Annotated in this window: 19 protein-coding genes; 10 read left to right on the top strand and 9 right to left on the bottom strand. The window is 63.8% G+C overall.

The genetic code is table 11. From position 1 onward, the window contains the following. Positions 1-61 precede the first annotated feature (61 nt). The 6 genes from GJ698_RS00440 (at position 62) to urtE (ending at position 6,639) form a co-directional block, all read left to right on the top strand. A complete protein-coding gene (locus GJ698_RS00440) occupies positions 62-1,174 on the top strand; it encodes a porin (protein ID WP_229259773.1) in 1,113 nt (370 codons plus the stop codon). A 22-nt stretch (positions 1,175-1,196) separates the two neighbouring features. After that, positions 1,197-2,453: an urea ABC transporter substrate-binding protein gene (gene urtA / locus GJ698_RS00445; RefSeq protein ID WP_208023742.1), complete on the top strand. Its 1,257-nt coding sequence runs from the start codon at positions 1,197-1,199 to the stop codon at positions 2,451-2,453. Between the two features lie 122 nt (positions 2,454-2,575). Then, positions 2,576-4,078, top strand: a complete 1,503-nt coding sequence (gene urtB / locus GJ698_RS00450) for an urea ABC transporter permease subunit UrtB (protein WP_154356336.1) — start codon at positions 2,576-2,578, stop codon at positions 4,076-4,078. Further along, entirely contained in the window at positions 4,075-5,148 is a 1,074-nt protein-coding gene (gene urtC / locus GJ698_RS00455; RefSeq protein WP_154355630.1) for an urea ABC transporter permease subunit UrtC, read from the top strand. Before urtB ends, urtC begins: the two co-directional genes overlap by 4 nt. Then, positions 5,145-5,936: an urea ABC transporter ATP-binding protein UrtD gene (gene urtD, locus GJ698_RS00460; protein ID WP_154355631.1), complete on the top strand. Its 792-nt coding sequence runs from the start codon at positions 5,145-5,147 to the stop codon at positions 5,934-5,936. Before urtC ends, urtD begins: the two co-directional genes overlap by 4 nt. A 4-nt stretch (positions 5,937-5,940) precedes the next feature. Further along, positions 5,941-6,639, top strand: a complete 699-nt coding sequence (gene urtE, locus GJ698_RS00465) for an urea ABC transporter ATP-binding subunit UrtE (RefSeq protein WP_154355632.1) — start codon at positions 5,941-5,943, stop codon at positions 6,637-6,639. On the opposite strand, the gene GJ698_RS00470 is transcribed toward urtE, so the two are convergent. From GJ698_RS00470 to GJ698_RS00510, 9 genes are all read right to left on the bottom strand, one after another. Next, entirely contained in the window at positions 6,636-7,436 is an 801-nt protein-coding gene (locus GJ698_RS00470; protein WP_154355633.1) for a substrate-binding periplasmic protein, read from the bottom strand. The two genes, urtE and GJ698_RS00470, sit on opposite strands and share 4 nt — an antisense overlap. Positions 7,437-7,458: 22 nt before the next feature. Next, a complete protein-coding gene (locus tag GJ698_RS00475) occupies positions 7,459-8,742 on the bottom strand; it encodes a DUF445 domain-containing protein (RefSeq protein WP_154355634.1) in 1,284 nt (427 codons plus the stop codon). Positions 8,743-8,794: 52 nt separating this feature from the next. Beyond that, positions 8,795-9,706 (bottom strand): response regulator, encoded by a 912-nt coding sequence (locus GJ698_RS00480; RefSeq protein ID WP_154355635.1) that lies wholly within the window; start codon positions 9,704-9,706, stop codon positions 8,795-8,797. Then, a complete protein-coding gene (locus tag GJ698_RS00485; protein ID WP_154355636.1) occupies positions 9,690-13,082 on the bottom strand; it encodes a hybrid sensor histidine kinase/response regulator in 3,393 nt (1,130 codons plus the stop codon). Before GJ698_RS00485 ends, GJ698_RS00480 begins: the two co-directional genes overlap by 17 nt. A gap of 69 nt (positions 13,083-13,151) precedes the next feature. Further along, a complete protein-coding gene (locus GJ698_RS00490; RefSeq protein ID WP_154355637.1) occupies positions 13,152-13,826 on the bottom strand; it encodes a flagellar brake protein in 675 nt (224 codons plus the stop codon). Positions 13,827-14,030: 204 nt separating this feature from the next. Beyond that, positions 14,031-14,780, bottom strand: a complete 750-nt coding sequence (locus tag GJ698_RS00495; protein ID WP_154355638.1) for a pseudouridine synthase — start codon at positions 14,778-14,780, stop codon at positions 14,031-14,033. A 22-nt stretch (positions 14,781-14,802) separates the two neighbouring features. After that, positions 14,803-17,370 (bottom strand): [protein-PII] uridylyltransferase, encoded by a 2,568-nt coding sequence (locus tag GJ698_RS00500; RefSeq protein WP_154355639.1) that lies wholly within the window; start codon positions 17,368-17,370, stop codon positions 14,803-14,805. Positions 17,371-17,389: 19 nt separating this feature from the next. Next, positions 17,390-18,223, bottom strand: a complete 834-nt coding sequence (gene map / locus GJ698_RS00505; protein WP_154355640.1) for a type I methionyl aminopeptidase — start codon at positions 18,221-18,223, stop codon at positions 17,390-17,392. Positions 18,224-18,369: 146 nt separating this feature from the next. Then, a complete protein-coding gene (locus GJ698_RS00510) occupies positions 18,370-19,218 on the bottom strand; it encodes an MHFG family PEP-CTERM protein (protein ID WP_154355641.1) in 849 nt (282 codons plus the stop codon). 368 nt (positions 19,219-19,586) lie between these two features. On the opposite strand from GJ698_RS00510, the gene rpsB reads away from it, so the two are divergent. The 4 genes from rpsB to frr all read left to right on the top strand — a co-directional run bounded on the left by rpsB (position 19,587) and on the right by frr (position 22,813). Beyond that, positions 19,587-20,339, top strand: coding sequence for a 30S ribosomal protein S2 (gene rpsB, locus GJ698_RS00515; protein ID WP_154355642.1), 753 nt, complete (start codon positions 19,587-19,589; stop codon positions 20,337-20,339). A 130-nt stretch (positions 20,340-20,469) separates the two neighbouring features. Further along, positions 20,470-21,387 carry a translation elongation factor Ts gene (gene tsf / locus GJ698_RS00520; protein WP_154355643.1) on the top strand — a complete coding sequence of 306 codons (918 nt, stop codon included), beginning with the start codon at positions 20,470-20,472 and terminating at the stop codon, positions 21,385-21,387. A gap of 124 nt (positions 21,388-21,511) precedes the next feature. Continuing rightward, entirely contained in the window at positions 21,512-22,228 is a 717-nt protein-coding gene (pyrH, locus tag GJ698_RS00525; protein ID WP_154355644.1) for a UMP kinase, read from the top strand. A gap of 24 nt (positions 22,229-22,252) precedes the next feature. Next, positions 22,253-22,813 carry a ribosome recycling factor gene (gene frr, locus GJ698_RS00530; protein ID WP_154355645.1) on the top strand — a complete coding sequence of 187 codons (561 nt, stop codon included), beginning with the start codon at positions 22,253-22,255 and terminating at the stop codon, positions 22,811-22,813. Positions 22,814-22,900 lie beyond the last annotated feature (87 nt).

Below are 22,900 nucleotides of genomic sequence, written 5' to 3' on the forward strand. Positions count from 1 at the left end.
TTCCTGGGAGATTGTCACCTGGTTAATCTTGTCTCATCCAAAACCGAACGGGGAGAGCAAGATGGGGGTGAACAAGAAGCTGCTGGCGGCGCTGGCCGCGGCGGCGGTGGGCAACGCCTGGGCCGGGGCGACGATCAATATGGGCGACGACAAGTCGGTCACGGTCGGCTTCGGCCTGCGCGAGAGCTACACCAGCGCTGAAAATGGCGCGCCGGACGGCGGCCGGTCCAGCGACTTTAACCTGGACAGCGGCCGCCTGTTCTTCGGCGCTTCGCTGAACAAGAACATCAAGGGCATGTTCAACACCGAGTGGGACGGCGACAAGATCCGCGTGCTGGATGCGGCCGGGCAGTTCGCCATTTCGCCGGAACTCAATATCTGGGCCGGCCGCCTGCTGTCGCCGTCCGACCGCGCCAACATGGCCGGTCCGTACTACTCGCTGGGCGGCGGCTACTGGGCTGGCGTGGCTTCGCGCTACGGCTACAACGGCGGCATCTTCCGTGGCCGCGACGACGGCGTGGTCGTCTGGGGCAATGCCGGCGACGGCGGCCGCCTGGGCTACTCGTTCGGCGCCTTCGAGGGCCACACCTTCGGCATCGGCTCGCTGACGCAGTCGCAGGCCAAGGCCGCCGGCATCAAGGCCGACGACGCGCTGATGTACGCGGGCCGCGTGCAGTACGACTTCTGGGACGCGGAACCGGGCTACTACGGCACCGGCAATTACCTCGGCGGCGCCGACATCCTCGCCATCGGCGTGGCGGGCCGCTATCAGAAGGACGGCATCCTGACCCCTGGCGCGGTCGGCAAGTACAGCTCCTACAACGTCGACTTCCTGCTGGAGAAGCGCATCAAGGGCGCCGGCGCCTTCGCGGTGGAAGCGGCCTGGTACAAGTACGACACCGACGACATCATCAAGGCCGAGCAGGGCAAGGCGTATTCCGCCGGCGCCTCCTACATCTTCGAGCAGAAGGTCGGCTGGGGCAAGTTCCAGCCCTTCGTGCGCTGGCAGAAGTTCGCCGCCGATACCAATATCGACACCAAGCAGTATGACGCCGGCGTCAACTACATCATCGATGGCTACAACGCGCAGGTCAGCGCGGTGTACTCGAAGACCAAGATCACCAGCGTGGCCGACCAGGACAAGTTCCAGATCGCGCTGCAACTTCAATACTGATTAACCACCACGGAGTTTAGCCATGCAAAATCGTCGTCATTTTATCGGCACCTTGAGCCGCATCGCCGCCGCCACCGCCTTGCTGGCGGCCGGCACGAAGGCTTATGCCGCGGACACCATCAAGATCGGCATCCTGCATTCGCTGTCCGGCACCATGGCCATTTCGGAGACGTCGCTGAAGGACGTGGCGCTGATGACCATCGATGAAATCAACGCCAAGGGCGGCGTGATGGGCAAGAAGCTGGAAGCGGTGGTGGTCGATCCGGCCTCCAACTGGCCGCTGTTCGCGGAAAAGGCGCGCGGCCTGATCGCGCAGGACAAGGTGTCGGTGGTGTTCGGCTGCTGGACCTCGGTGTCGCGCAAGTCGGTGCTGCCGGTGTTCAAGGAGCTCAATAGCCTGCTGTTCTACCCGGTGCAGTACGAGGGCGAGGAGCTCGAGAAGAATGTGTTCTACACCGGCGCGGCGCCGAACCAGCAGGCGATTCCGGCGGTCGAGTACCTGATGAGCAAGGACGGCGGCGGCGCCAAGCGCTTCGTGCTGCTGGGGACCGACTACGTTTATCCACGCACCACCAACAAGATCCTGCGCGCTTTCCTGAAGAGCAAAGGCGTGAAGGATAGCGATATCGACGAGGTGTACACGCCGTTTGGCCACTCGGATTACCAGACCATCGTCGCCAACATCAAGAAGTTTGCGGCGGGCGGCAAGACGGCGGTGATCTCGACCATCAATGGCGATTCGAATGTGCCGTTCTATAAAGAGCTGGGTAACGCCGGCCTGAAGGCGACCGATGTGCCGGTGGTGGCGTTCTCGGTTGGCGAGGAAGAGCTGCGCGGCGTCGACACCAAGCCGCTGGTGGGCCACCTGGCGGCGTGGAACTACTTCGAGTCGATCAAGAATCCGGTAAATGCGGAATTCATCAAGAAGTGGAAGGCGTATGCGGCGGCCAAGAAGCTGCCGAATGCGGCCACGGTGGTGACCAACGATCCCATGGAAGCGACCTATGTCGGCATTCACATGTGGGCGCAGGCGGTGGAGAAGGCCAAGTCGACCGATACCGACAAGGTGATCGCGGCGATGGCGGGGCAGACGTTCAAGGCGCCGGATGGATTTACCTTGACCATGGATGCGACCAATCACCATCTGCACAAGCCGGTGTTCATTGGCGAGATTCGTCCGGATGGGCAGTTCAACGTGGTGTGGAAAACGCCAGGTCCGGTGCGTGCGAATCCTTGGAGTCCGTACATTCCGGGTAACGAGGGTAAGCAGAAGCTGTAACCAATATGCCCCGCGCAGTTGCGCGGGGCTGCTTCACCTGAGGACTATGCATCTTGAAAAAACTCCTGTTCCTTGCCTGCCTGCTGTGCGCGGGCCTTGCGCGCGCGGCCATCGATCCCGCCATGCTGGCGCCGCTGGCTGGTGACGATGCCGACGCGCGCGTCGCCGCCATCGCCACCATCGGCGCGCTCGCCACCGATGACGCCACTCGCCTGCTGACGGCGCTGCAAAACGGCGACGTCTACACCACACCGGACGGCAAGCTGTATATCGTCAGCGACGACAAGGCCTACAATCCAGCCACCGGCGCCACCACCGCACCGCCCGACGGCATCGACGGCATCATGATCAACAACCGCCTGCGCGGCGCCATCGAAGAAGCCCTGTCGGCACTGAAGATGTTCTCGCCCGACCGCGCGCAACGCCTGGCCGCCGTCACCGAGCTGCAGAAAAGCGCCACGCTAACGCAGGCGCCGCTGATTGAAAAAGCGCTGGCACGCGAACAGGACGCCGAAATCCGCGAACTCCTGCGCCTGGTCGCCGCCACTGCCAACCTGCAATCCCCGCAAGCCGCCAGGCGCAAGGCCGCCGTCGAAGCGCTGGCCGACAGCAGCAATGCCAACCTGCGTCCCGCGCTGCAAGCCATGCTGACCAGCGACGCCGACCAGAACGTGCGCGTCGCCGCCGCCCACACGCTGCAAGCGCTGGACAGCCGCCTGGCGCGCACCGAATTTGTCGGCAATCTGTTTTACGGCGTTTCACTGGGCAGCGTGCTGCTGCTGGCGGCGCTGGGCCTGGCTATCACCTTCGGCCTGATGGGCATCATCAACATGGCGCACGGCGAGCTGCTGATGATCGGCGCCTACACCACCTACCTGTGCCAACTGGCCTTCCGCCGCTGGGCGCCGGATGCGCTGGACTGGTATCTGGCCGCCGCGCTGCCGGCCGCCTTCATCGTCACCGCGCTGGTCGGCATTGTGCTGGAGCGCACGGTGATCCGCTGGCTCTACGGCCGCCCACTGGAAACGCTGCTGGCCACCTGGGGCATCAGCCTGATACTGATGCAGGCGGTGCGCACCATCTTCGGCGCGCAGAACGTGGAAGTGGCCAATCCAGCCTGGATGTCCGGCGGCGTGACCGTGCTCGGATCGCTGGTGCTGGCCTACAACCGCATCGCCATCATCGTCTTTGCCGCGCTGGTGGTGGCAGGCGTGTGGCTGATCCTGAACAAGACGCGCCTCGGCCTGTTCGTGCGCGCCGTGATGCAGAACCGCCGCATGGCCGGCTGCGTCGGCGTCTCCACTGCCAAAATCGACATGATGACTTTCGGCCTCGGCTCCGGCATCGCCGGCCTGGGCGGCGTGGCGCTGTCGCAGTTAGGGAATGTGGGGCCGGACCTGGGCCAGGGCTACATCGTCGATTCGTTCATGGTGGTGGTGCTGGGCGGCGTCGGCCAGCTGGCCGGCACGGTGATCGCCGCGCTGGGGCTGGGCGAAGCGAACAAGTTCCTGGAGCCGGTGGCTGGCGCGGTGCTGGCCAAGATCGCCATCCTGGTGTTCATCATCATCTTTATCCAGAAGCGTCCGCAAGGGCTGTTCGCCATGAAAGGCAGGAGCGCTGAATGAATCATCCCTCGTTATTTTCGCGCCGGGCGTGGACGGGCATCATCGCCTGCGCCGTGGTGCTGGCGGCGCTGCCGCTGCTGAACCTCTTCTTTGCCGACGGCCATGCGCTGCACGTGCCGAGCTACATGGTGAGCCTGATCGGCAAATTCATGTGCTACGCGTTGGCGGCGCTGGCGCTGGACATGGTGTGGGGCTATGCCGGTATCCTGTCGCTGGGTCACGGCGTGTTCTTCGCGCTGGGCGCTTACGCGCACGGCATGTACCTGATGCGCGCCATCGGCCGCGACGGCGTGTACCAGAGCGACCTGCCGGACTTCATGGTGTTCCTGGACTGGAAGACCTACCCGTGGTTCTGGAGCGGCACCGACAGCTTCTGGGTATCGCTGGCGCTGGTGGTGCTGGTGCCGGGCGTGCTGGCCTTCGTGTTCGGCTTCTTCGCCTTCCGCTCGCGCATCAAGGGCGTGTACTTCTCGATCATCACGCAGGCCATGACCTATGCCTTCATGCTGCTGTTCTTCCGGAATAATACTGGCTTTGGCGGCAACAACGGCTTCACGGATTTCAAGCGCATCCTCGGCTATTCGATCAGCGCGCCGGGCACCAAGGCCACGCTGTACCTGGTGACGCTAGCGCTGCTGCTTGGCGCGCTGCTGCTGTGCCGCTGGATCGTCACGTCCAAACTGGGACGCGTGCTGCAGGCGGTGCGCGATTCGGAATCGCGGCTGATGTTCATCGGTTATAACCCGCTCTGGTTCAAGCTCTTTGTGTGGACGCTGTCGGCGGTGCTGTGCGGGATCGCCGGCGCGCTGTATGTGCCGCAGGTGGGCATCATCAATCCATCCGAGATGTCGCCGGCGAATTCGATCGAGATGGTGATCTGGGCGGCGGTCGGCGGCCGCGGCACGCTGCTGGGCCCCATCATCGGCGCCTTCTCGGTGAACGGCCTGAAAAGCTGGTTCACCGGCGCCTTCCCGAATCTGTGGCTGTTTGCATTGGGCTTGATCTTTATCCTGGTGACGCGCTATCTGCCGCGCGGGCTGGCCGGGCTGGTACGCAAGGAGCAGGCATGACTTTGAACGATGCGCGCATTGCGCAGCAAGGACTGGATACGACGCACGGCGCGATCCTGTACCTGGAAGAGATCAGCGTGGTGTTCGACGGTTTCCGCGCGTTGAATAAACTGAGCCTGGACATTTCGGTCGGTGAGCTGCGCTGCATTATCGGGCCGAATGGCGCCGGCAAGACCACCATGATGGACGTCATCACCGGCAAGACGCGGCCGACCTCCGGCACCGCCTACTTCGGCCAGACCATGGACCTGAGCCGAATGAGCGAGCACCAGATCGCGCACGCCGGCATCGGCCGCAAGTTCCAGCGGCCGACGGTGTTCGAGCAGCACACGGTGTTCGAGAACCTGGAGCTGGCGATGAAGCTGGACAAACGCGTGCGGCCAACCCTGTTCGCGCGGCTGTCGTCGGAACAGCGCGGCAAGATCGACGAGATTCTCAAGCTGATACGCCTGAACGGCAGCGAGCAGCGCCTGGCCGGCCTGCTGTCGCATGGCCAGAAGCAGTGGCTGGAGATTGGCATGCTGCTGATGCAGGAGCCGCAGCTGATCCTGCTGGATGAACCGGTGGCCGGCATGTCCGACGCCGAAACGGCGCGCACGGCGGAGCTGTTGAACGAATTGCGCGGCCAGCACTCCATCGTGGTGGTCGAGCATGACATGGCCTTCGTCACCGAGATCGCGCAGCAGGGCGTGGTGACGGTGCTGCATGAAGGCTCGGTGCTGGCGCAGGGCCGCATGGAGGAAGTGCAGGCCGATGAACGTGTGATTGAAGTCTATCTGGGACGCTGACGCTATGCTGCAAGTGGAAAAAATCAACCAGTACTACGGTTCCTCGCATACCTTGCGCGGCGTGTCGCTGGAGCTGGAAAAGGGCAGGTGCATGGCGCTGCTGGGCCGTAACGGCGTCGGCAAGACCACGCTGCTCAAGTGCCTGATGGGCGTGTTGCCGGTATCGGCGGGCAGCGTGAAGCTGGAGGGACGCGATATCACGAAGCTGGCGCCGCACCAGCGCGCGCGGGCCGGCATCGCCTACGTGCCGCAGGGGCGCGAGATCTTCGCCCGCTTGACGGTGGAAGAGAACCTGCTGATGGGCCTCGCCACGCACAGCGGCAAGAAGGCGCACACCATCAAGGGCGAGGTGTATGAACTGTTCCCGGTGCTGAAGGAGATGCTGCACCGGCGCGGCGGCGACCTGTCCGGCGGCCAGCAGCAGCAACTGGCGATCGCCCGCGCGCTGCTCGCCGAGCCGAAGCTGATCATCCTCGACGAGCCGACCGAGGGCATCCAGCCGTCCATCATCAAGGACATCGGCAACGTGATCCGCCTGCTGCGCCAGCGCGGCGACATGGCGATCCTGCTGTGCGAGCAGTACTTCGATTTCGCGCACGAACTGGCCGACCAGTTCATGGTGCTGTCGCGCGGCGAGGTGGTGGCGTCCGGCGCGCAGGCGGTGATGAACGACCCGGAGGTCAAGCGCCATCTCGCGGTTTAATGCGTCTTGAAGAAGTTGCGGGCGATGTTGTCGATTTCGCCCGTGCGCTTCATCTGGTAGATGGCGTTGTCGAACTGTTTGACGAAGTCGTTCTTGTAGGTGTACTTGCCGTTATCGCGGTCGGTAAAGCCAAGAAAGCCTTGCTCCACCGCGATCACCGTCGCTTCGGCGATGCCGGCGTGGGCGCCGCCTTCGTCGTATTTGCCCTGGGCCTTGAGCTGGTTGAGCGTCCACTGGATCGACAGGCGATCGTTGATATAGCAATCGATGCGCTTCAGTCCCAGCTTGACGATATTGGTTTCGCTGTCCCGGCCTTCCTCCACGCGCAGCTGGCGGGCGCGCACGGCCTGCTCGAACGCCTCGCCGCCGACGATGAAGCCGGCGTTGTTGCCGATGGTGAGGCCGTAAAAGTCTTCCGGCCAGCGCTTGCGCGGCCTGGCGGCCAGGATGTCCTTGCGGCAGACCGCCACCACGCGTTCTTCATACAGCGGCAGCGAGTACGGCCAGGTCCACGGCTCGTCCTTGGTGTTCATGTACGGCGGGTATAGCGCGAAGCCGGCGCCGGTGCGCAGCATCGCCATGCCGCGCTTCCACGGCACGGACTGGATATCGACTTTGTAACCGCGCATGTGGCCGACGGCGGCGCGCACGATGTCGTAATACAGGCCGGCGGGCTTGCCGTCTTTTTCGTAGGAATAGGGAGGATAGCCGGCGTCGGCGTAGAGCGTCACCGGAATGTCGGCCGCCTGCGCACTCGCGCATAGCACAGAGATCAACGAAGTTAGCCAGAATTTCATGTAATCCATCCTAACATGATAGTCAGGGATGGAGATAACTTCCTGCCCATTCCATGATCTGGGCTATGGTATATAACAACAGACCGATCATGCCGCCGACCAGCGTGCCGTTGACGCGGATGAATTGCAGGTCCTTGCCGATATTGAGTTCGATCTGGCGCGACATGTCCTGGTTGTCCCAGGCCTTGACGGTGTCGCTGATGTGGCGCGTGAGGAAGCTGGAGAAGGCCGGCGCCAGCGTGCGCGCCATGCCGGCCATGTGCTGGTTGAGCGAGGCGCGCATGCCGGGATGGCGCAGCAGTTCTTCGCTGAGCCACTGGCTGGCCTGGATCACGCCGTCGTTCAGCTTCGATTCGCCGCCGGCGATATCGGCCCTGATCCAGTCGCGTACGCTGCCCCACAGGTCGGCGATGTAGTTGTTGAAGGTGTCGCCGTCGCGCAGGTAGCGTTTGAAGTCCTCGCCACGGGCGATGAAGGCCGGGTCGGATTCCAGCCGCACCAGGAAGCGCTGCACCATGTCATCGAACTTGAGGCGCAGCTTGTGATCGCGGTCGGCGGCGATGTCGAGCATGATGTTGTTGAGCGCCTTGGCGATCATGGCCGCGCCGTTTTCGCTGATCCATTCGGTCGGCAGCACCAGCTCCATGGCGGCGTGCTCGCGTTTCAGCCAGGCGGCGATCTGGCCGGCGATGAGGTCGCGCGTGGTGGGGCGGTTGATGATGCCCATCAGCGCCACCATGCCGTCGTCCAGCAGTTCCTGGTGGCGGCCGTCCTTGGTCAGCGCGGCCAGCAGGGAGCCCAATGAACGCGACATATCCAGCTTGCCGATGGCGGAATTCAGCGCGTCGCGCAGCAGTTGCTGGATGCGGGCGTCATCGACGGTGGCCAGGATCTCGGGCAGCAGCTGGAGCAGGTGGCTGGCGAGGTAGTTGCGGTTGGCCGGTTCCTTCAGCCATTCGGCGACGCTGGTGGCGGGATCGGTCTTCAGGATCACGGCCGCCAGCGATTCCGGCTTGAGGAATTTGTCCTCGACGAAGCCGGCCAGGTTGTCGGCGATGCGCTCCTTGTTGTTGGGGATGATGGCGGTGTGGCGCGAGATGAACGGGATCGGCACCTTGCGGAACAGCGCCACCACGGCGAACCAGTCGGCCAGCGCGCCGACCATGGCGGCCTCGGAGACGGCGCGCAGGCCGTCGGTCCACAGGCCGCGCGGCATCAGCGAGGTGACGACAAACACCGCCGCCGCCCCGGCCAGCAGCGACAGCGCCAGCCGCTTGGAGCGTTTCAGTTCTTCTTCCTTGGTCATGTCCCGCCGCCTGCAGAGTGGATCATGGGGGCAGTGTATGCCAAAAAGCCAATCAGGAGCGCTCGATCCTGGCCAGCGCCACGGAGGCGGCGGAGGTGCGGGTTTCGACGCCCAGTTTGACGAAGACGTGTTCCAGGTGTTTGTTGATGGTGCGCGGGCTGGTGCCGAGGATGTCGCCGATGTCGCGGTTGGTCTTGCCCTTGATGACCCAGTTCAGCACTTCCGATTCGCGCTGCGTCAGCTTGAAGGAGGCCATCAGCTTCTCGATTTGCGCGGTGTCCGATTCCTCGCGCAGCACGATCATCCACTGTTCGTTCTCGCTGAACTCCGCCGCCGAAAAGATCAGGCGGCGGGCGCCGCGCGCCAGCGTCAGCGGCGGATGCGATAAACCCTGGCTGTGCGCCAGTTGGGTCGCCTGCATCCATGCCGGCAGTTCGGCGTCGACCATATAGCCCTGCATCAGCGTGCGCGCCAGCGGTGTTTGCCAGACCACCTTGCCGTCGCGCGGCGTCATGGCGATGACGGCGTTGCCGAAGGCGTCCAGCGCGCTGCGCGCCTGGTCGACCAGCTTCGCGGTCTGCATGTGGGCGGCGATGCGGGCCAGCACTTCGCTGGTGCGCAGCGGCTTGGTGACGTAGTCGTTGCCGCCGGCGTCGAACGCGGTGACCACGTGTTCGGCCTCGGTCAGCCCGGTCATGAAGATGATTGGAATATGGCGCGTGGCGAGATTGGCTTTCAGCTGGCGGCAGGTTTCGAAACCGTCCATGCCGGGCATGATGGCGTCCAGCAGGATGATGTGCGGCTGCGCCTCGGCGGCGCGCAGCAGCGCCGCCTCGCCGTTGTTCGCCACCAGCACCGTGAAGCCCGATTCGTCCAGCGCATCGTGCAGCACCGCCAGGTTCTCCGGGACGTCGTCCACCACCAGCACGCGCGTGGCGTTACCCGCTTCAGTGTTGAAGTTCATCGTTATTGCTCTCTCTGACAAAGTCCGCCATCGCATCCAGCTGGAAGCGGGCGGCAAAGTTGCGCATGGTTTGCGTGAAGTGCTGGTAGCGCGGATTGAGTGCGCCGATTTCATCCAGCTTGTTCTGTATGCCGCGCACGTAGCCGATGCGTACCAGCTCGCGCAGCGAGTCCATGACGGCGGCCGGCGGGAACACCAGCAGCGGCGGCGCGGACGGCGCCGCCGGTTCCGCCGGCGCCTGCGTGATCCACTCCAGCGACAGCCGCGCGCCGATCCAGTCCAGCAGCTCGTCCACGTTCACCGGCTTGATGAAGAAGTCCTCGGCGCGGATGGCGGCCGGATTCTCCATGCCCTTGTCGAAGGCGTTGGCCGAGACGATGGCGATCGGCGCCGCCGACAGCTGCTTGCGGCGCAGGATGTAGCTGGCTTCCCAGCCGTCCATGCCCGGCATGGCCAGGTCCATCAGGATCAGGTCGGGCTGGAAGCTGGCGTACAGGTCCAGGCACTCCAGCCCCGACGCGGCCTGCGCCACGTCAAAGCCCAGCGGTTGCAGGATGTTGTGCAGCAGTTCGCGGTCGACGTTTTCGTTGTCGACCACCAGGATGCGGCGGCGCGGACCGTGGTAACCGGTGCGTTGCCGCGCCTCGCCGGCCAGCAGCGCGGCGCGCGTGGCGCGGCCCGCCGGCACGTGCACGCTGGGCATGAACAGCCGCACCTGGAAGATGCTGCCTTGCGGCGTGCTGCGGACCTTCAGTTCGCCGCCCATCAGCTGCGTCAGCATGCGCGCGATCGGCAGGCCAAGGCCGGTGCCGCTGGCGTTGGCGTGCGCGCTGGCGCTGCCGCGCGAAAACGGCTCGAAGATATGGTCGATCTCTTCTTGCAGGATGCCCGGCCCGCTGTCCTCGATCTCCACCGACGCCATCTCGCGCGCGTACTGCAGCCGCATGACGATGCCGCCATGGCTGGTGAACTTGACGGCGTTGCCGAGGATGTTGATCAGGATCTGCCCCAGCCGTTTGCGGTCGGCGCGTACGCATGCCGGCAGTGCGCCCGTCAATTCGTAGCGGAAGCTCAGGCCCTTGTTGGCCGCCTGCAGTTCGAACATGCGCACCACCTGGCCGATGAAGTCCGGGAAGTCCAGTTCCTTCATGTCGAAGTTGAATTTGCCGCCCTCGATGCGGGCGATGTCCAGCGTGCCTTCGATCAGCGACAGCAGGTGCTCGCCACTGTTGCGGATCACGCGCACCGCCTGCTGCCGGTGCGCCGGAATCGCCGGGTCGTTGTCCAGCAGCTGCGCATAGCCCAGGATGGAATTGAGCGGCGTGCGGATCTCGTGGCTGATGCCGGCGATGTAGCGGCTCTTGGCCTGATTCGCCAGGTCGGCCGCCTGCTTGGCCTGTTGCAGCTGGGCGTCGGTCTGCTGGTGCAGCTCGATCTCGCGCGTCAGCAGACCGGTCTGGCGGTTGGATTCTTCCTGCGCCACGCGGCGGCTTTCGCTGGTCAGCACCAGCCACCATGCCACGATGCCGCTGGCCAGCAGCAGCGCCGCGAAGATCTTGAAGAACACCAGCCGCAGTTGCGGCAGCAGCGCCTCGGAGCCGGGCGGCAGCACCGACTGCTCGTGGTAGTAGATCAGCCCGAGCAGCGCGCCGAGCGACAGCACGGTGACGATCATCAGCAGCAGATAGTGTCCCAGCCCGCTGCTCAGGTAGCGCCACAGCGATTGCGGCAGCAGCGCGCGCATCGCTTCCTGCCACTGCACGGCGACGCGCGCGTGCGGCTTGCAGGTGTCGTTGCAGCGCGCGTCCAGGCAGCAGCACAGCGAGCAGATCGAACCCTGGTAGGCCGGGCAGTGCGCCATGTCGTCGGCCTCGTACTCCTTCTCGCAGATAACGCAGGTCTTGCTGTGGATGTGTTCCGGCTGGCGCGCCATGTAGTACTTGCCGCGCGTGGCGAGCGCGATCAGCGGCGACGCCACGAAGGCCGTCAGCAGCGCGATGAAGGCCGAGAAGGCGTGCGCCTGCTGGCCGAACAATCCCATGAACGCGGCGATCGACAGGGCCGACGCCAGCAGCATGGCGCCGACGCCGACCGGGTTGATGTCGTACAGGTAGGCGCGGCGGAACTCGATGCCTTTCGGGCTGAGGCCCAGCGGCTTGTTGATCACCAGGTCCGCCACCACCGCCGTGATCCACGAGATGGCGATGTTCGAGTACAGGCCCAGCACCTGGTCGAGCGCCTGGAACACGTCCAGCTCCATCAGCAGCACTGCGATCAGCGCGTTGAACACGGCCCACACCACGCGGCCCGGATGGCTGTGCGTCAGCCGCGCGAAGAAATTGGACCACGCCAGCGAGCCGGCGTAGGCGTTGGTCATGTTGATCTTCACCTGTGACACCACCACCAGCAGCGCGGTGGCCGCCAGCGCCGCCTGCGGCTGCGAGAACACCAGGCCGAAGCCGACCAGGTACATATGCGTGGGATTGACCGCCTGCTCCAGCGGCACCACCGCACTGATGGCCAGGTAGGCCAGCAGCGCGCCGCCCAGCATCTTGGCGATGCCCAGCACGATCCAGCCGGGACCGGCCACCAGCACGCCGAGGTGCCAGCGCAGGCGGTTCGCGCGCGTCTGCTGCGGCATGAAGCGCAGGAAGTCGACCTGCTCGCCGATCTGCGTGATCAGCGCCACGCCGACCGCCGTCGCCGCGCCGAACATCAGCACATTGAACTGGCCGTTGGCGCCGTCGCGGCCGGCGTAGCGCAGCAGTTCGGCCGGCAGCTCCGGGCGCTTGATCCAGATGGCGATGAAGGGCAGGGCCATCAGCACCAGCCATACGGGCTGCGTCAGCATCTGGATGCGGCTGATCAGCGTCACGCCGTGCGTCACCAGCGGGATCACCGCCAGCGCGCTGACCATGTAGCCCAGCCACAGCGGCATGTGGAAATACAGCTCCAGCGCATAGGCCATGATGGCCGCCTCCAGCGCGAACAGGATGAAGGTGAAGGAGGCGTAGACAAACGATGAAATGGTCGAGCCGATGTAACCGAAGCCGGCGCCGCGCGTCAGCAGGTCCATGTCGACGCCGTAGCGCGCCGCGTAATAGCTGATCGGCAGGCCGGTCAGGAAGATGATCAGGCCCACCGCCATGATGGCCCACAGCGCGTTGATGAAGCCGTAGTTGACGCTGATGGTGCCGCCGATCGCCTCCAGCACCAGGAAGGAGATGGCGCCGAAGGCCGTATTCGAGACGCGGAACACCGACCACTTGCGGAAGGCGCGCGGCGTGAAGCGCAGCGCGTAATCCTCGATGGTCTCGTTGGCCACCCAGGTGTTGTAATCGCGGCGGATTTTGACGATGCGCTGTGTGGTGGTCATAAAAAAAGCAGCTAGTGGACTAGCTGCTTTTCAAGCAAGGAACGTGCCGCCGCCAACGCTCAATCAGGTTCAACGATGGTGCTTGCCGCTGTTGAGCCGGTCGAGCAGGCGCCGCAGCTCCTCTTCCATCGCCGGCGACAGGTTGATGAACTGGCAGCCGATCTGCACCTGCTCGCCCAGCAGGAAGGAGCGGAAGGTGCGCGACAGGCGGATTTCCAGGTCGGCGATCATCACCGAGTCCGGCCCCAGCTCCAGCCGCACGCGCTGCAGCTTGCGGCCGATGTGCAGCCCGACCGCGTCGCGCGGCGCGGCGCGCATGCCGACGCCGCCGGCCGAGAAGTCGTACAGCTGCAATTCATACGGCTTGCCGTTCAGCACGAACGAGGCCATGTAGTAGACGCCCAGCGGCGTTTCCAGCCGCGCCGAGGCGCGTCGGTTCAGCACCAGGCATTTCAGCGGGAATTCCAGCGGCAGCACGGTCGGCTCGTTGGGCTTGCTCGGCCAGTCGGTCGAGGTCAGCGTGAACTGCACCTTGGCCGAGCGCAGCCAGGCCACGAAGGTGGCGTCGCCGGGCGGCAGGAATTCGCCCTCGTTGAGCTCCACCTCGAAATACGGATTTTCAGGATCGACCGACTTGATGCGCGCCATCACCACGTTGGTGGAACTGGCCGGATAAATCGAGATCGCCTCGCCGCTATCGGCCAGCAAGGTCAGGGCATCACCGATGTCATGTTCATCGGTCATGTCATGCGGTTTCGAACCCGACGCAATTGGCTCCACAGCATCTTTTAGGCTGGGGGGGCCGCGACGGAATTCATTAGGTATAGGATCGTTCACGACGGCATATCTCTTTGATAATGACTCTACAATGCGAGGTCGATCTACGCAGTTTACAGTGGATTCCGGGTTTTGGCTTGCAAAAGAGCAAGAAATTTTATCCCTCTGTGGTCAGAAGCGTTCATCCGGCCGCAAATATCGCCATTGGCCGACCGGCAAGTCGCCCAGTTTCACTTTGCCGATGCGAACTCGTTTCAATCCGACAACTTTCAAGCCCACCATGTCGCACATGCGGCGGATCTGGCGTTTCTTGCCTTCGCGCAGCGTGAAGCTCAGCTGGTCATCGTTCTGCCAGCGCACCTTGGCCGGCAGCAGCGGCTTGCCGTCCATCCACAGGCCGTGGTTCAGTTTCTTCAGGTCGCTGTCGGGCAGCTTGCCCGGCTTGGTGTACTCGACGCGCACCAGGTATTCCTTGTCGACCTCGGTGGTTTCGCCGATCAGGTGCTTGGCCACGCGGCCGTCCTGGGTCAGCACCAGCAGGCCGACCGAGTCGATGTCGAGCCGGCCGGCCGGCACCAGCGAGCGCAACTGCGTCGGGTGGAACAGTTCCGGCGACGGATCGTCCGGCCAGCGGTTTTCCGGCTTGACCAGCACCACGGCCGGCTGGTAGCCGTCCTCGGCCTGGCCGGAGACGTAGCCCATCGGCTTGTTGATCAGGATGGTCACGCGCTTCGATTGTTCGGCCGCCGCCTGGCGCTCGACGCTGACCTGCTGGCTCGGGTAAATCTTGGTGCCCAGTTCGGACACGACTTTGCCGTCGACCCGGACCCAGCCGCGCGCGATCCATTCATCGGCCTCGCGGCGCGAGCACAAGCCCAGTTCGGACATGCGTTTGGACAGGCGGAGTAATTCTTCAGACATGGTATCTACTTTAAAACAGGGGTTAAACCTTGATGGCGTCCAGCAGGTCGGTTTCCAGCTGGATCTGGTTGCGGGCGCTGCCCAGCGCCGCGCCGTCGATCAGGAACACGTCTTCCACGCGCTCGCCCAGCGTCATGACCTTGGCCGTGTGCAGGTTGAGCTTGTACTTGGCCAGCACGTTGGCGATCGCGTACAGCAGGCCGGTGCGGTCGTTGGCCGCCACCGACAACAGATAGTATTGTCCCCGCTCGTCGGGGCGCAAGTCCACTGTCGGTTGGATAGGGAAGGTGCGCGACAGGCGCGACAGCCGTCCCTTGCCGGGCGCCGGCAGCGGCTCCGGATAGGTCAGCAGGCCGCACAGCTCGTGCTCGATCAGGCTGATGATGTCGCGGTAGTTCTTGGCGAAGTTCTGCTCGGTGACCAGGAAGGTGTCCAGCGCATAGCCGTGGCGCGTGGTGTGGATCTTGGCGTCCAGGATGCTGAAGTTCTTGCGGTCGAAATAGCTGCAGATGCGCGCGAACAGGTCCGGCTGGTCCTTGATGTAGACGGCGATCTGCAAGCCTTCGCCGATCGGCGCCAGGCGGCAGCGCACCACCGGCTGCTCGCTGTTGAGGCGCTCGTACAGCGCGCGCGTCTGCCAGGCGATGTCGGAGGCGTCGTGGCGCAGGAAGTAGGCGACGTCGAGCTGCTTCCAGAACGCCTCGTGCGCGTCCGGCGCCAGGCCGTACAGGCGCAGGGTGGCCAGCGCCTCCTGCTGGCGGTTGCGCAGCTCGTTGTCGGCGCTGTGCGGCTCGCCGCCCAGCACGCGCAGGGTGATCTTGTACAGGTCTTCCAGCAGCTTGGCCTTCCAGGCGTTCCACACCTTGGGGCTGGTGCCGCGGATGTCGGCCACCGTCAGCAGGTACAGGCCGGTCAGGTGGCGCTCGTCGCCGACCAGCTTGGCGAAGGACTGGATCACGTCGGGATCGGACAGGTCCTGCTTCTGCGCCACCTGCGACATGGTCAGGTGGTTCTCGACCAGGAACACCACCAGCTCGGTGTCCTCGTCGCTCATGCCGTGCTCGCGGCAGAACTGCTCGGCGTCGGCCATGCCCAGCTTGGAGTGGTCGCCGCCGCGGCCCTTGGCGATGTCGTGGAACAGCGCCGCCAGGAACAGCACCCACGGCTGCGGGAAGTTGGCCATCAGCTGGCTGCAGAACGGGTATTCGTGCGCGTGCTCGGCCATCGTGAAGCGGCGCATATTGCGCACCACCATCAGGATGTGCTGGTCCACCGTGTAGACGTGGAACAGGTCGTGCTGCATCTGGCCGACGATCTTGCGGAAGTTGGGCAGGTAGCGGCCCAGCACCGACAGGTCGTTCATGCGGCGCAGCGCGTGGATGATGCCGCGCGGCGCCTGCATGATGCGCAGGAACAGCGAGCGGTTGACCGGATCGGCGCGGAACGCGGCGTCGATCTGGAAGCGCTCGTGCCACAGCGCGCGGGTGGCGCGCGCCGTCATGCCCTTGAGCGACGGCCGCTCGGTCATCACCAGGAAGATTTCCAGCATGGCCGACGGCGTCTTCTCAAAGGTGTCGTCCTCGGCGATGTCGATCAGGCCGTTGACGTCGTTGAAGCGCTCGTTGATCGGCACCGCCACGCCTTCCGACGGGAACAGGCGCTCTTCGATATTCTGCAGCAGGATGGTGTTCAGCTGGGTGACGGTCTTGGCGGCCCAGTAGTAGCGCTGCATCAGGTATTCGCTGGCGCGGCGCATATTGGCGCCGCTGCCGGTGGCGGTCAGGCCCAGCGACTCGGCGATCGCCGTCTGCACGTCGAACACCAGGCGGTCCTCGCGCCGCCCGGCGTGCAGGTGCAGGCGCACGCGGATGTCCTTGAAGGCGCGCTCCTTCTCCATCAGCTGCTTGGCCTCGGTCTGCGTGATCAGGCCGCTGGTGGCCAGCGTGCGCCACGAGTTGGCCAGGCCGGCCGCCTTCACCAGCCACAGGATCACCTGCAGGTCGCGCAGGCCGCCCGGGCTTTCCTTGCAGTTCGGCTCCAGGCTGAAGGCCGTGTCCTCGTACTTGGCGTGGCGCTGGCGCATTTCCAGCAGCTTGGCGTGGTAGAAGGCGCGCGGGTCCATGGCAGCGTTGTAGCGGTGCTGCAGTTCCGCGAACAGCTGCTCGTCGCCGCAGATGATGCGCGCTTCGAGCAGGCTGGTTTGCACCGTGATGTCGGCCGCCGATTCGGTCAGGCACTCGTCCACCGTGCGGATGCTGTGGCCGATTTCCAGGCCCAGATCCCACAGCAGCTGCACCAGCTCTTCCAGCCTGGCCGTGGTGGCGGCGTCCGGCGCCTCCTGCAGCAGGATCAGCAGGTCGACGTCCGAATACGGGAACAGCTCGCCGCGGCCGTAGCCGCCGACGCCGACCAGCGCCGTGCTGTCCGGCAGGCCGGCCGCGTGCCAGGCCGTGGTCAGCACCGCGTCGACGCTCTGGCGCAGGCTGCGCAGCAGCTTTTCCGGCATGCCGTCTTCCTTGAAGGCAGCGATCACGATCTGGCGATCGGCCTTCAGCTGGCGCTTGAGCTGCTCGCGCAATTCGTTTTTCATCACGGCCGCGTTCACGGGATTACGCCGCCTTGGCGGGATGGGCCGAACCCGCGCCGGTGACAAACGCCGGCGGCGGCGGGCTGCCGGCCGACAGCGTCAGCACCTCGTAGCCGGTATCGGTCACCAGGATCATGTGTTCCCACTGCGCCGACAGGCTGCGGTCCTTGGTCTTGATGGTCCAGCCGTCGCCCATTTCGCGGATTTCGCGGCGGCCGGCGTTGATCATCGGCTCGATGGTGAACACCATGCCGGCTTCCAGCTTGACGCCGGTGCCGGGACGGCCGTAATGCAGCACCTGCGGCTCCTCGTGGAACACCTTGCCGATGCCGTGGCCGCAGAACTCGCGCACCACGCTGTAGCCGGCCTTTTCGGCGTGCTGCTGGATGGCGTGGCCGATGTCGCCCAGGAAAGCGCCCGGCTTGACCTGCTCGATGCCCAGCCACATGCATTCATAGGTGACGTCCGACAGGCGCTTGGCCAGGATCGACGGTTCGCCGATGAAGAACATGCGGCTGTTGTCGCCGTGGTAGCCGTCCTTGATGACGGTGATGTCGAGGTTGACCACGTCGCCCTGTTTCAGCACCTTGTCGCCCGGGATGCCGTGGCAGATGACGTCGTTCACGGAGGTGCAGATGGCCTTGGGGTAGGGCGTGTAGCCCGGCGGCGCGTAGTTCAGCGGCGCCGGAATGGTGCCCTGGACGTTGACCATGTATTCGTGGCACAGGCGATCCAGCTCGCCGGTGGTGACGCCCGGCTTGACGAAGGGAGTGATGTAGTCCAGCACTTCGGAGCCGAGACGGCCGGCCACGCGCATGCCTTCGATATCTTCGGCGGTTTTGATGGAAATAGACATAGTGGATCGCAATCAGCTAGGTAAACGGTGAAGACGCCAGGCGCCGCCCGCAAGTGGCGGACAGCGCATGGCGTGCAATGATCGTGCAAATATATGGAAATTATAAACGACGCCGGGGCTTGCGCGTGCAGCGCCGGCAGGGGACGCTAGCGGGCGGCGCCGGCGGCGGCCTTGGCGCGGCGGCGCGCGGCCCAGCCCACCAGTCCCAGGCCGCCCAGCAGCATGGCCCAGGTGTCGGCTTCCGGCACCGGGGCGGCGACGCCATCGATGCCGTCGCCGCCCATGGCGCCCAGGCGGCGCGCCAGTTTGCGGGCCTGTTCGTCGGCGCTGGTCGAATCGTCGCCTTCCAGCGCCAGGCTATCCATGGCATCGGCGAACAAGGCGGCGGCCAGGCGGTCGGCCAGGCGTTGGCGCGGGTTTTGCAACAGGCTGTCGAGGTCGAATTCGAGGCTCGGGTCGGTGGTCGCATCGAACAGGGCGGGGGAAATGTCGAACACTTCGCCGCCGACCAGGCGGATGTCGGCAAATTCCTGCGGCTTGTCGGATTCGTTCGCCTGCGCGGCGCTCACCGGCTCGCGGCCGGCCTGCGCCATGGCCGGCGTCAGGCGGGTGATGCGGCTGACATTGCCGCAGATCTTGGGCACCAGGATGCAGTGCTCGCCCACGCAGTACACGGCGGCCGGCTCGGCGCGGGTCTCGGCCCACTGGCTGCGGGTGACGCTGCCGCAAACCGACGAGGCGCCGAAGTGCATGTCGCGGATGGTCGGGTCGTACTGGTTTTTGCCGCTGATGTGGTCACGGGTGATGCTGACGCTATCGTCCGGCGCATGGTCTTCCAGGCGGCGCTTGAGGGTGCCGCGCACGCTTTCCGGAATGTCGGTGTAGCGGTCGATGGCGGCGGCCGCGCTGCCGGTATACGGATTGCGGCCCGGGTGGTCCCAGGAGCAGGTGGGCTGGATGGCGGCGGCGAGGGTGGCGGCTAACAATAAGGACATGATGGCGATCTTTCGAAAAGGACGCTATCGCAGGGTTTGGGCGCAACGAAATACTTAATTACCGGAACGATATTTTTCATAATAATATTACACTTCCGGCATCTTTTGTACTTCTTTATGGAATTATTTGATGCCTCGTGCCATTTTGGTGCAGCGCGCTGCGGCGGCGCACCGGCGCGGGGCGTCGCGCCAGGGTGAGAATGCTTGCCCAAGTGGTTGTTTTTAGGGTAGAATCTCGGGTTGCTTGAATTCGGTTTAGGCAATGTTGTTAATTTTATTTATTTAAACACGCGAATCCGTTCGACAAGGGTGCCTGGGCAACTGCCTGGGTCACTGACCGGATTCCAGAACTAACCCTGGAGTATATTATGTCCGTAACTATGCGCGAAATGCTGGAAGCCGGTGTCCACTTCGGTCACCAAACCCGTTTCTGGAACCCAAAGATGGCACCGTTCATCTTCGGTCACCGCAACAAGATCCATATCATCAACTTGGAAAAGACGATGGGTATGTATCAAGAAGCGATGAAACACGTGAAACAGGTTGCCGCTAGCCGTGGCACCATCCTGATGGTAGGCACCAAGCGTCAAGCACGCGAGATCATCGCTGCTGAAGCCCAGCGCGCAGGCGTTCCTTTTGTTGACCAGCGTTGGCTGGGCGGCATGCTGACCAACTTCAAAACCATCAAAACCTCGATCAAGCGCCTGAAAGACATGGAAGCTGCTGTGGCCGATGGTTCGGTTGAGAAACTGTCGAAAAAAGAAGCGCTGATGTTCCAACGCGAAATCGTCAAGCTGCAAAAATCGATCGGCGGCATCAAAGACATGGGCGGCGTTCCTGACGCAATCTTCGTCGTTGACGTTGGCTACCATAAAGGCGCCATCACCGAAGCCGCGAAACTGGGCATCCCAGTCATCGGCGTGGTCGATACCAACCACTCGCCAGAAGGCGTGCAGTACGTCATCCCAGGCAACGACGACTCGTCGAAAGCCATCACGCTGTACGCCCGTGGCGTGGCAGACGCGATCCTGGAAGGCCGTGCCGCTGCCGGTAACGAAGTAGTTGAGCTGGTGAAAGCCGCAGCCGGCGACGAATTCGTCGAAGTCAGCGAACAGGCTTAATCGTTCCTGATTGGCTGTAAGGAAAAAGGGGTGGCCAACAGCTCCCCCTTTTTTTTAACGTAAATGGTTGGAGCGCGCCGTAGCGCGCCGCTCACCATCCCCACCGAATATCGAAATACAGGAGAAACACATGGCAGCTATTACCGCAGCAATGGTAGGCGAACTGCGCGCGAAAACCGACGCGCCTATGATGGAATGCAAAAAAGCACTGACCGAAGCCGAAGGCGACATGGGTCGTGCGGAAGAGATCCTGCGCGTCAAGCTGGGTGGCAAGGCTGGTAAAGCCGCCAGCCGCATCACCGCTGAAGGCGTGGTCGCCACCTACATCGCCAACGGCGTAGGCGCCCTGGTCGAAGTGAACTCGGAAACCGACTTCGTTGCGAAAAACGACGACTTCCTGAACCTGGCCAACACCGCCGCCCGTCTGGTGGCTGAAAAGAACCCGGCCGACGTGGCTGCCCTGCTGGCCCTGCCAGCTGGCGACGACGGCAAGACCCTGGACGAAGTGCGCGCCGCCCTGATCGGTAAAATCGGCGAAAACATGTCGATCCGCCGCTTCCAGCGTTTCGAAACCAGCAACAAGCTGGCGTCGTACCTGCACGGCACCCGCATCGGCGTGATGGTGGAGTTCGACGGCGCCGACGAACAAGTCGGTAAAGACGTGGCCATGCACATCGCGGCCATGAAGCCAGTGTCGCTGTCGGCCGACCAGGTTCCTGCCGAACTGATCGAAAAAGAGCGTTCGGTCGCGCAACTGAAAGCGGACGAAGATGCAGCCGCTGCAGTGGCCGCCGGCAAACCAGTCCAGCCTGCCGACATCGTCGCCAAGCGCCTGGAAGGTTCGGTTCAGAAGTACCTGAAAGAAGTATCGCTGCTGAACCAGGCTTTCGTGAAAAACGACAAGCAGTCGATCGAGCAGATGCTGAAAGAAAAAGCCACCACCGTCAAGGCGTTCGCCATGTACGTGGTGGGTGAGGGCATCGAGAAGAAGGTCGATGACTTCGCAGCCGAGGTGGCCGCTCAAGTGGCCGCTTCCAAAGGAGCGTAATACAAGAAAACGGGCCGAGAGGCCCGTTTTTTTAAGCCCGCAGCAGGACGCGGCGCCGGGCGAGGTATCATAGGCGCCGCAGACTTAACCCCCCGAACAACCCAATCAATAGGAGCCCCGTCTCATGTCCAAACCAGCCTACAAGCGCGTCCTCCTTAAATTGTCCGGCGAAGCCCTGATGGGTGATGACCCATACGGCATCAACCGCGGCACGATCGAGCGGATGGTGGCTGATGTGGCCGAGGTCGCGAAACTGGGCGTGGAACTGGCGATCGTCATTGGCGGCGGCAACATCTTCCGCGGCGTCGCTCCCGGCGCCCAGGGCATGGACCGCGCCACCGCCGACTACATGGGCATGCTGGCCACCGTGATGAACGCGCTGGCCCTGGCTGACGCCATGCGCCATGTCGGCATCACCGCGCGCGTCATGTCGGCAATCGGCATCGAGCAGGTAGTCGAGCCGTATGTGCGCCCGAAAGCGCTGCAGTACCTGGAAGAAGGCAAGGTCGTGGTGTTTGCGGCCGGCACCGGCAACCCGTTCTTCACCACCGACACCGCAGCGGCGCTGCGCGGCTCGGAAGTGAGCGCGGAAATCGTGCTGAAGGCCACCAAGGTCGACGGCGTCTACACCGCCGATCCGAAAAAAGACCCGAACGCCACGCTGTACAACTCGATCAGCTTCGACGAAGCGATCGCCAAGCACCTGCAGGTCATGGACGCCACCGCCTTCGCGCTGTGCCGCGACCAGAAACTGCCGATCAAGGTGTTCTCCATCACCAAGCCGGGCGCGCTGATGCGCGTCATCATGGGCGAGGATGAGGGTACACTGGTTCACGTTTAATTTAAAGATAACAGGAGAGCAGCAATGTCCGTAGCTGACGTTAAAAAGAGCGCGCAAGAGCGCATGGTCAAATCGCTGGAAACCCTGCGCGCCGATCTGGCCAAGGTGCGTACCGGCCGCGCCCACACCGGCATCCTCGACCACGTGACGGTGGACTACTACGGTAGCCCGACCGCCATCAGCCAGGTGGCCAACCTGACCCTGGTCGACGCCCGCACCATCGGCGTGCAGCCGTTCGAGAAAAAAATGGCCGGCGCCATCGAGAAAGCCATCCGTGACGCCGACCTGGGCCTGAATCCGGCCGCGCAGGGCGACATGATCCGCGTGCCGACCCCGCCGCTGACCGAAGAACGCCGCAAGGAAATGGTCAAGCTGGTCAAGGGCGAGGGTGAGGACGCCAAGATCGCCGTGCGCAACATCCGCCGCGACGCCAACGAAGGCTTGAAAAAGCTGGTCAAGGACAAGGCGATCTCGGAAGACGACGAGCGCCGCGGCACCGACGACATCCAGAAACTGACCGACAAGTTCATCGTTGACATCGACAAAATGCTGGCAGAGAAGGAAAAAGAAGTTCTGACGGTGTAACTCCCACGGGCGCCAGCACGGTAGCCCGCCGGTCGCGCATGCGCCCGGCGGTGTCTGCTATGCTGGCGTCTTGTCTTTTTGTCTCAC

Origin of the sequence: Duganella aquatilis, from assembly GCF_009674565.1 — a bacterium.
Classification (GTDB): domain Bacteria; phylum Pseudomonadota; class Gammaproteobacteria; order Burkholderiales; family Burkholderiaceae_D; genus Rugamonas; species Rugamonas aquatilis.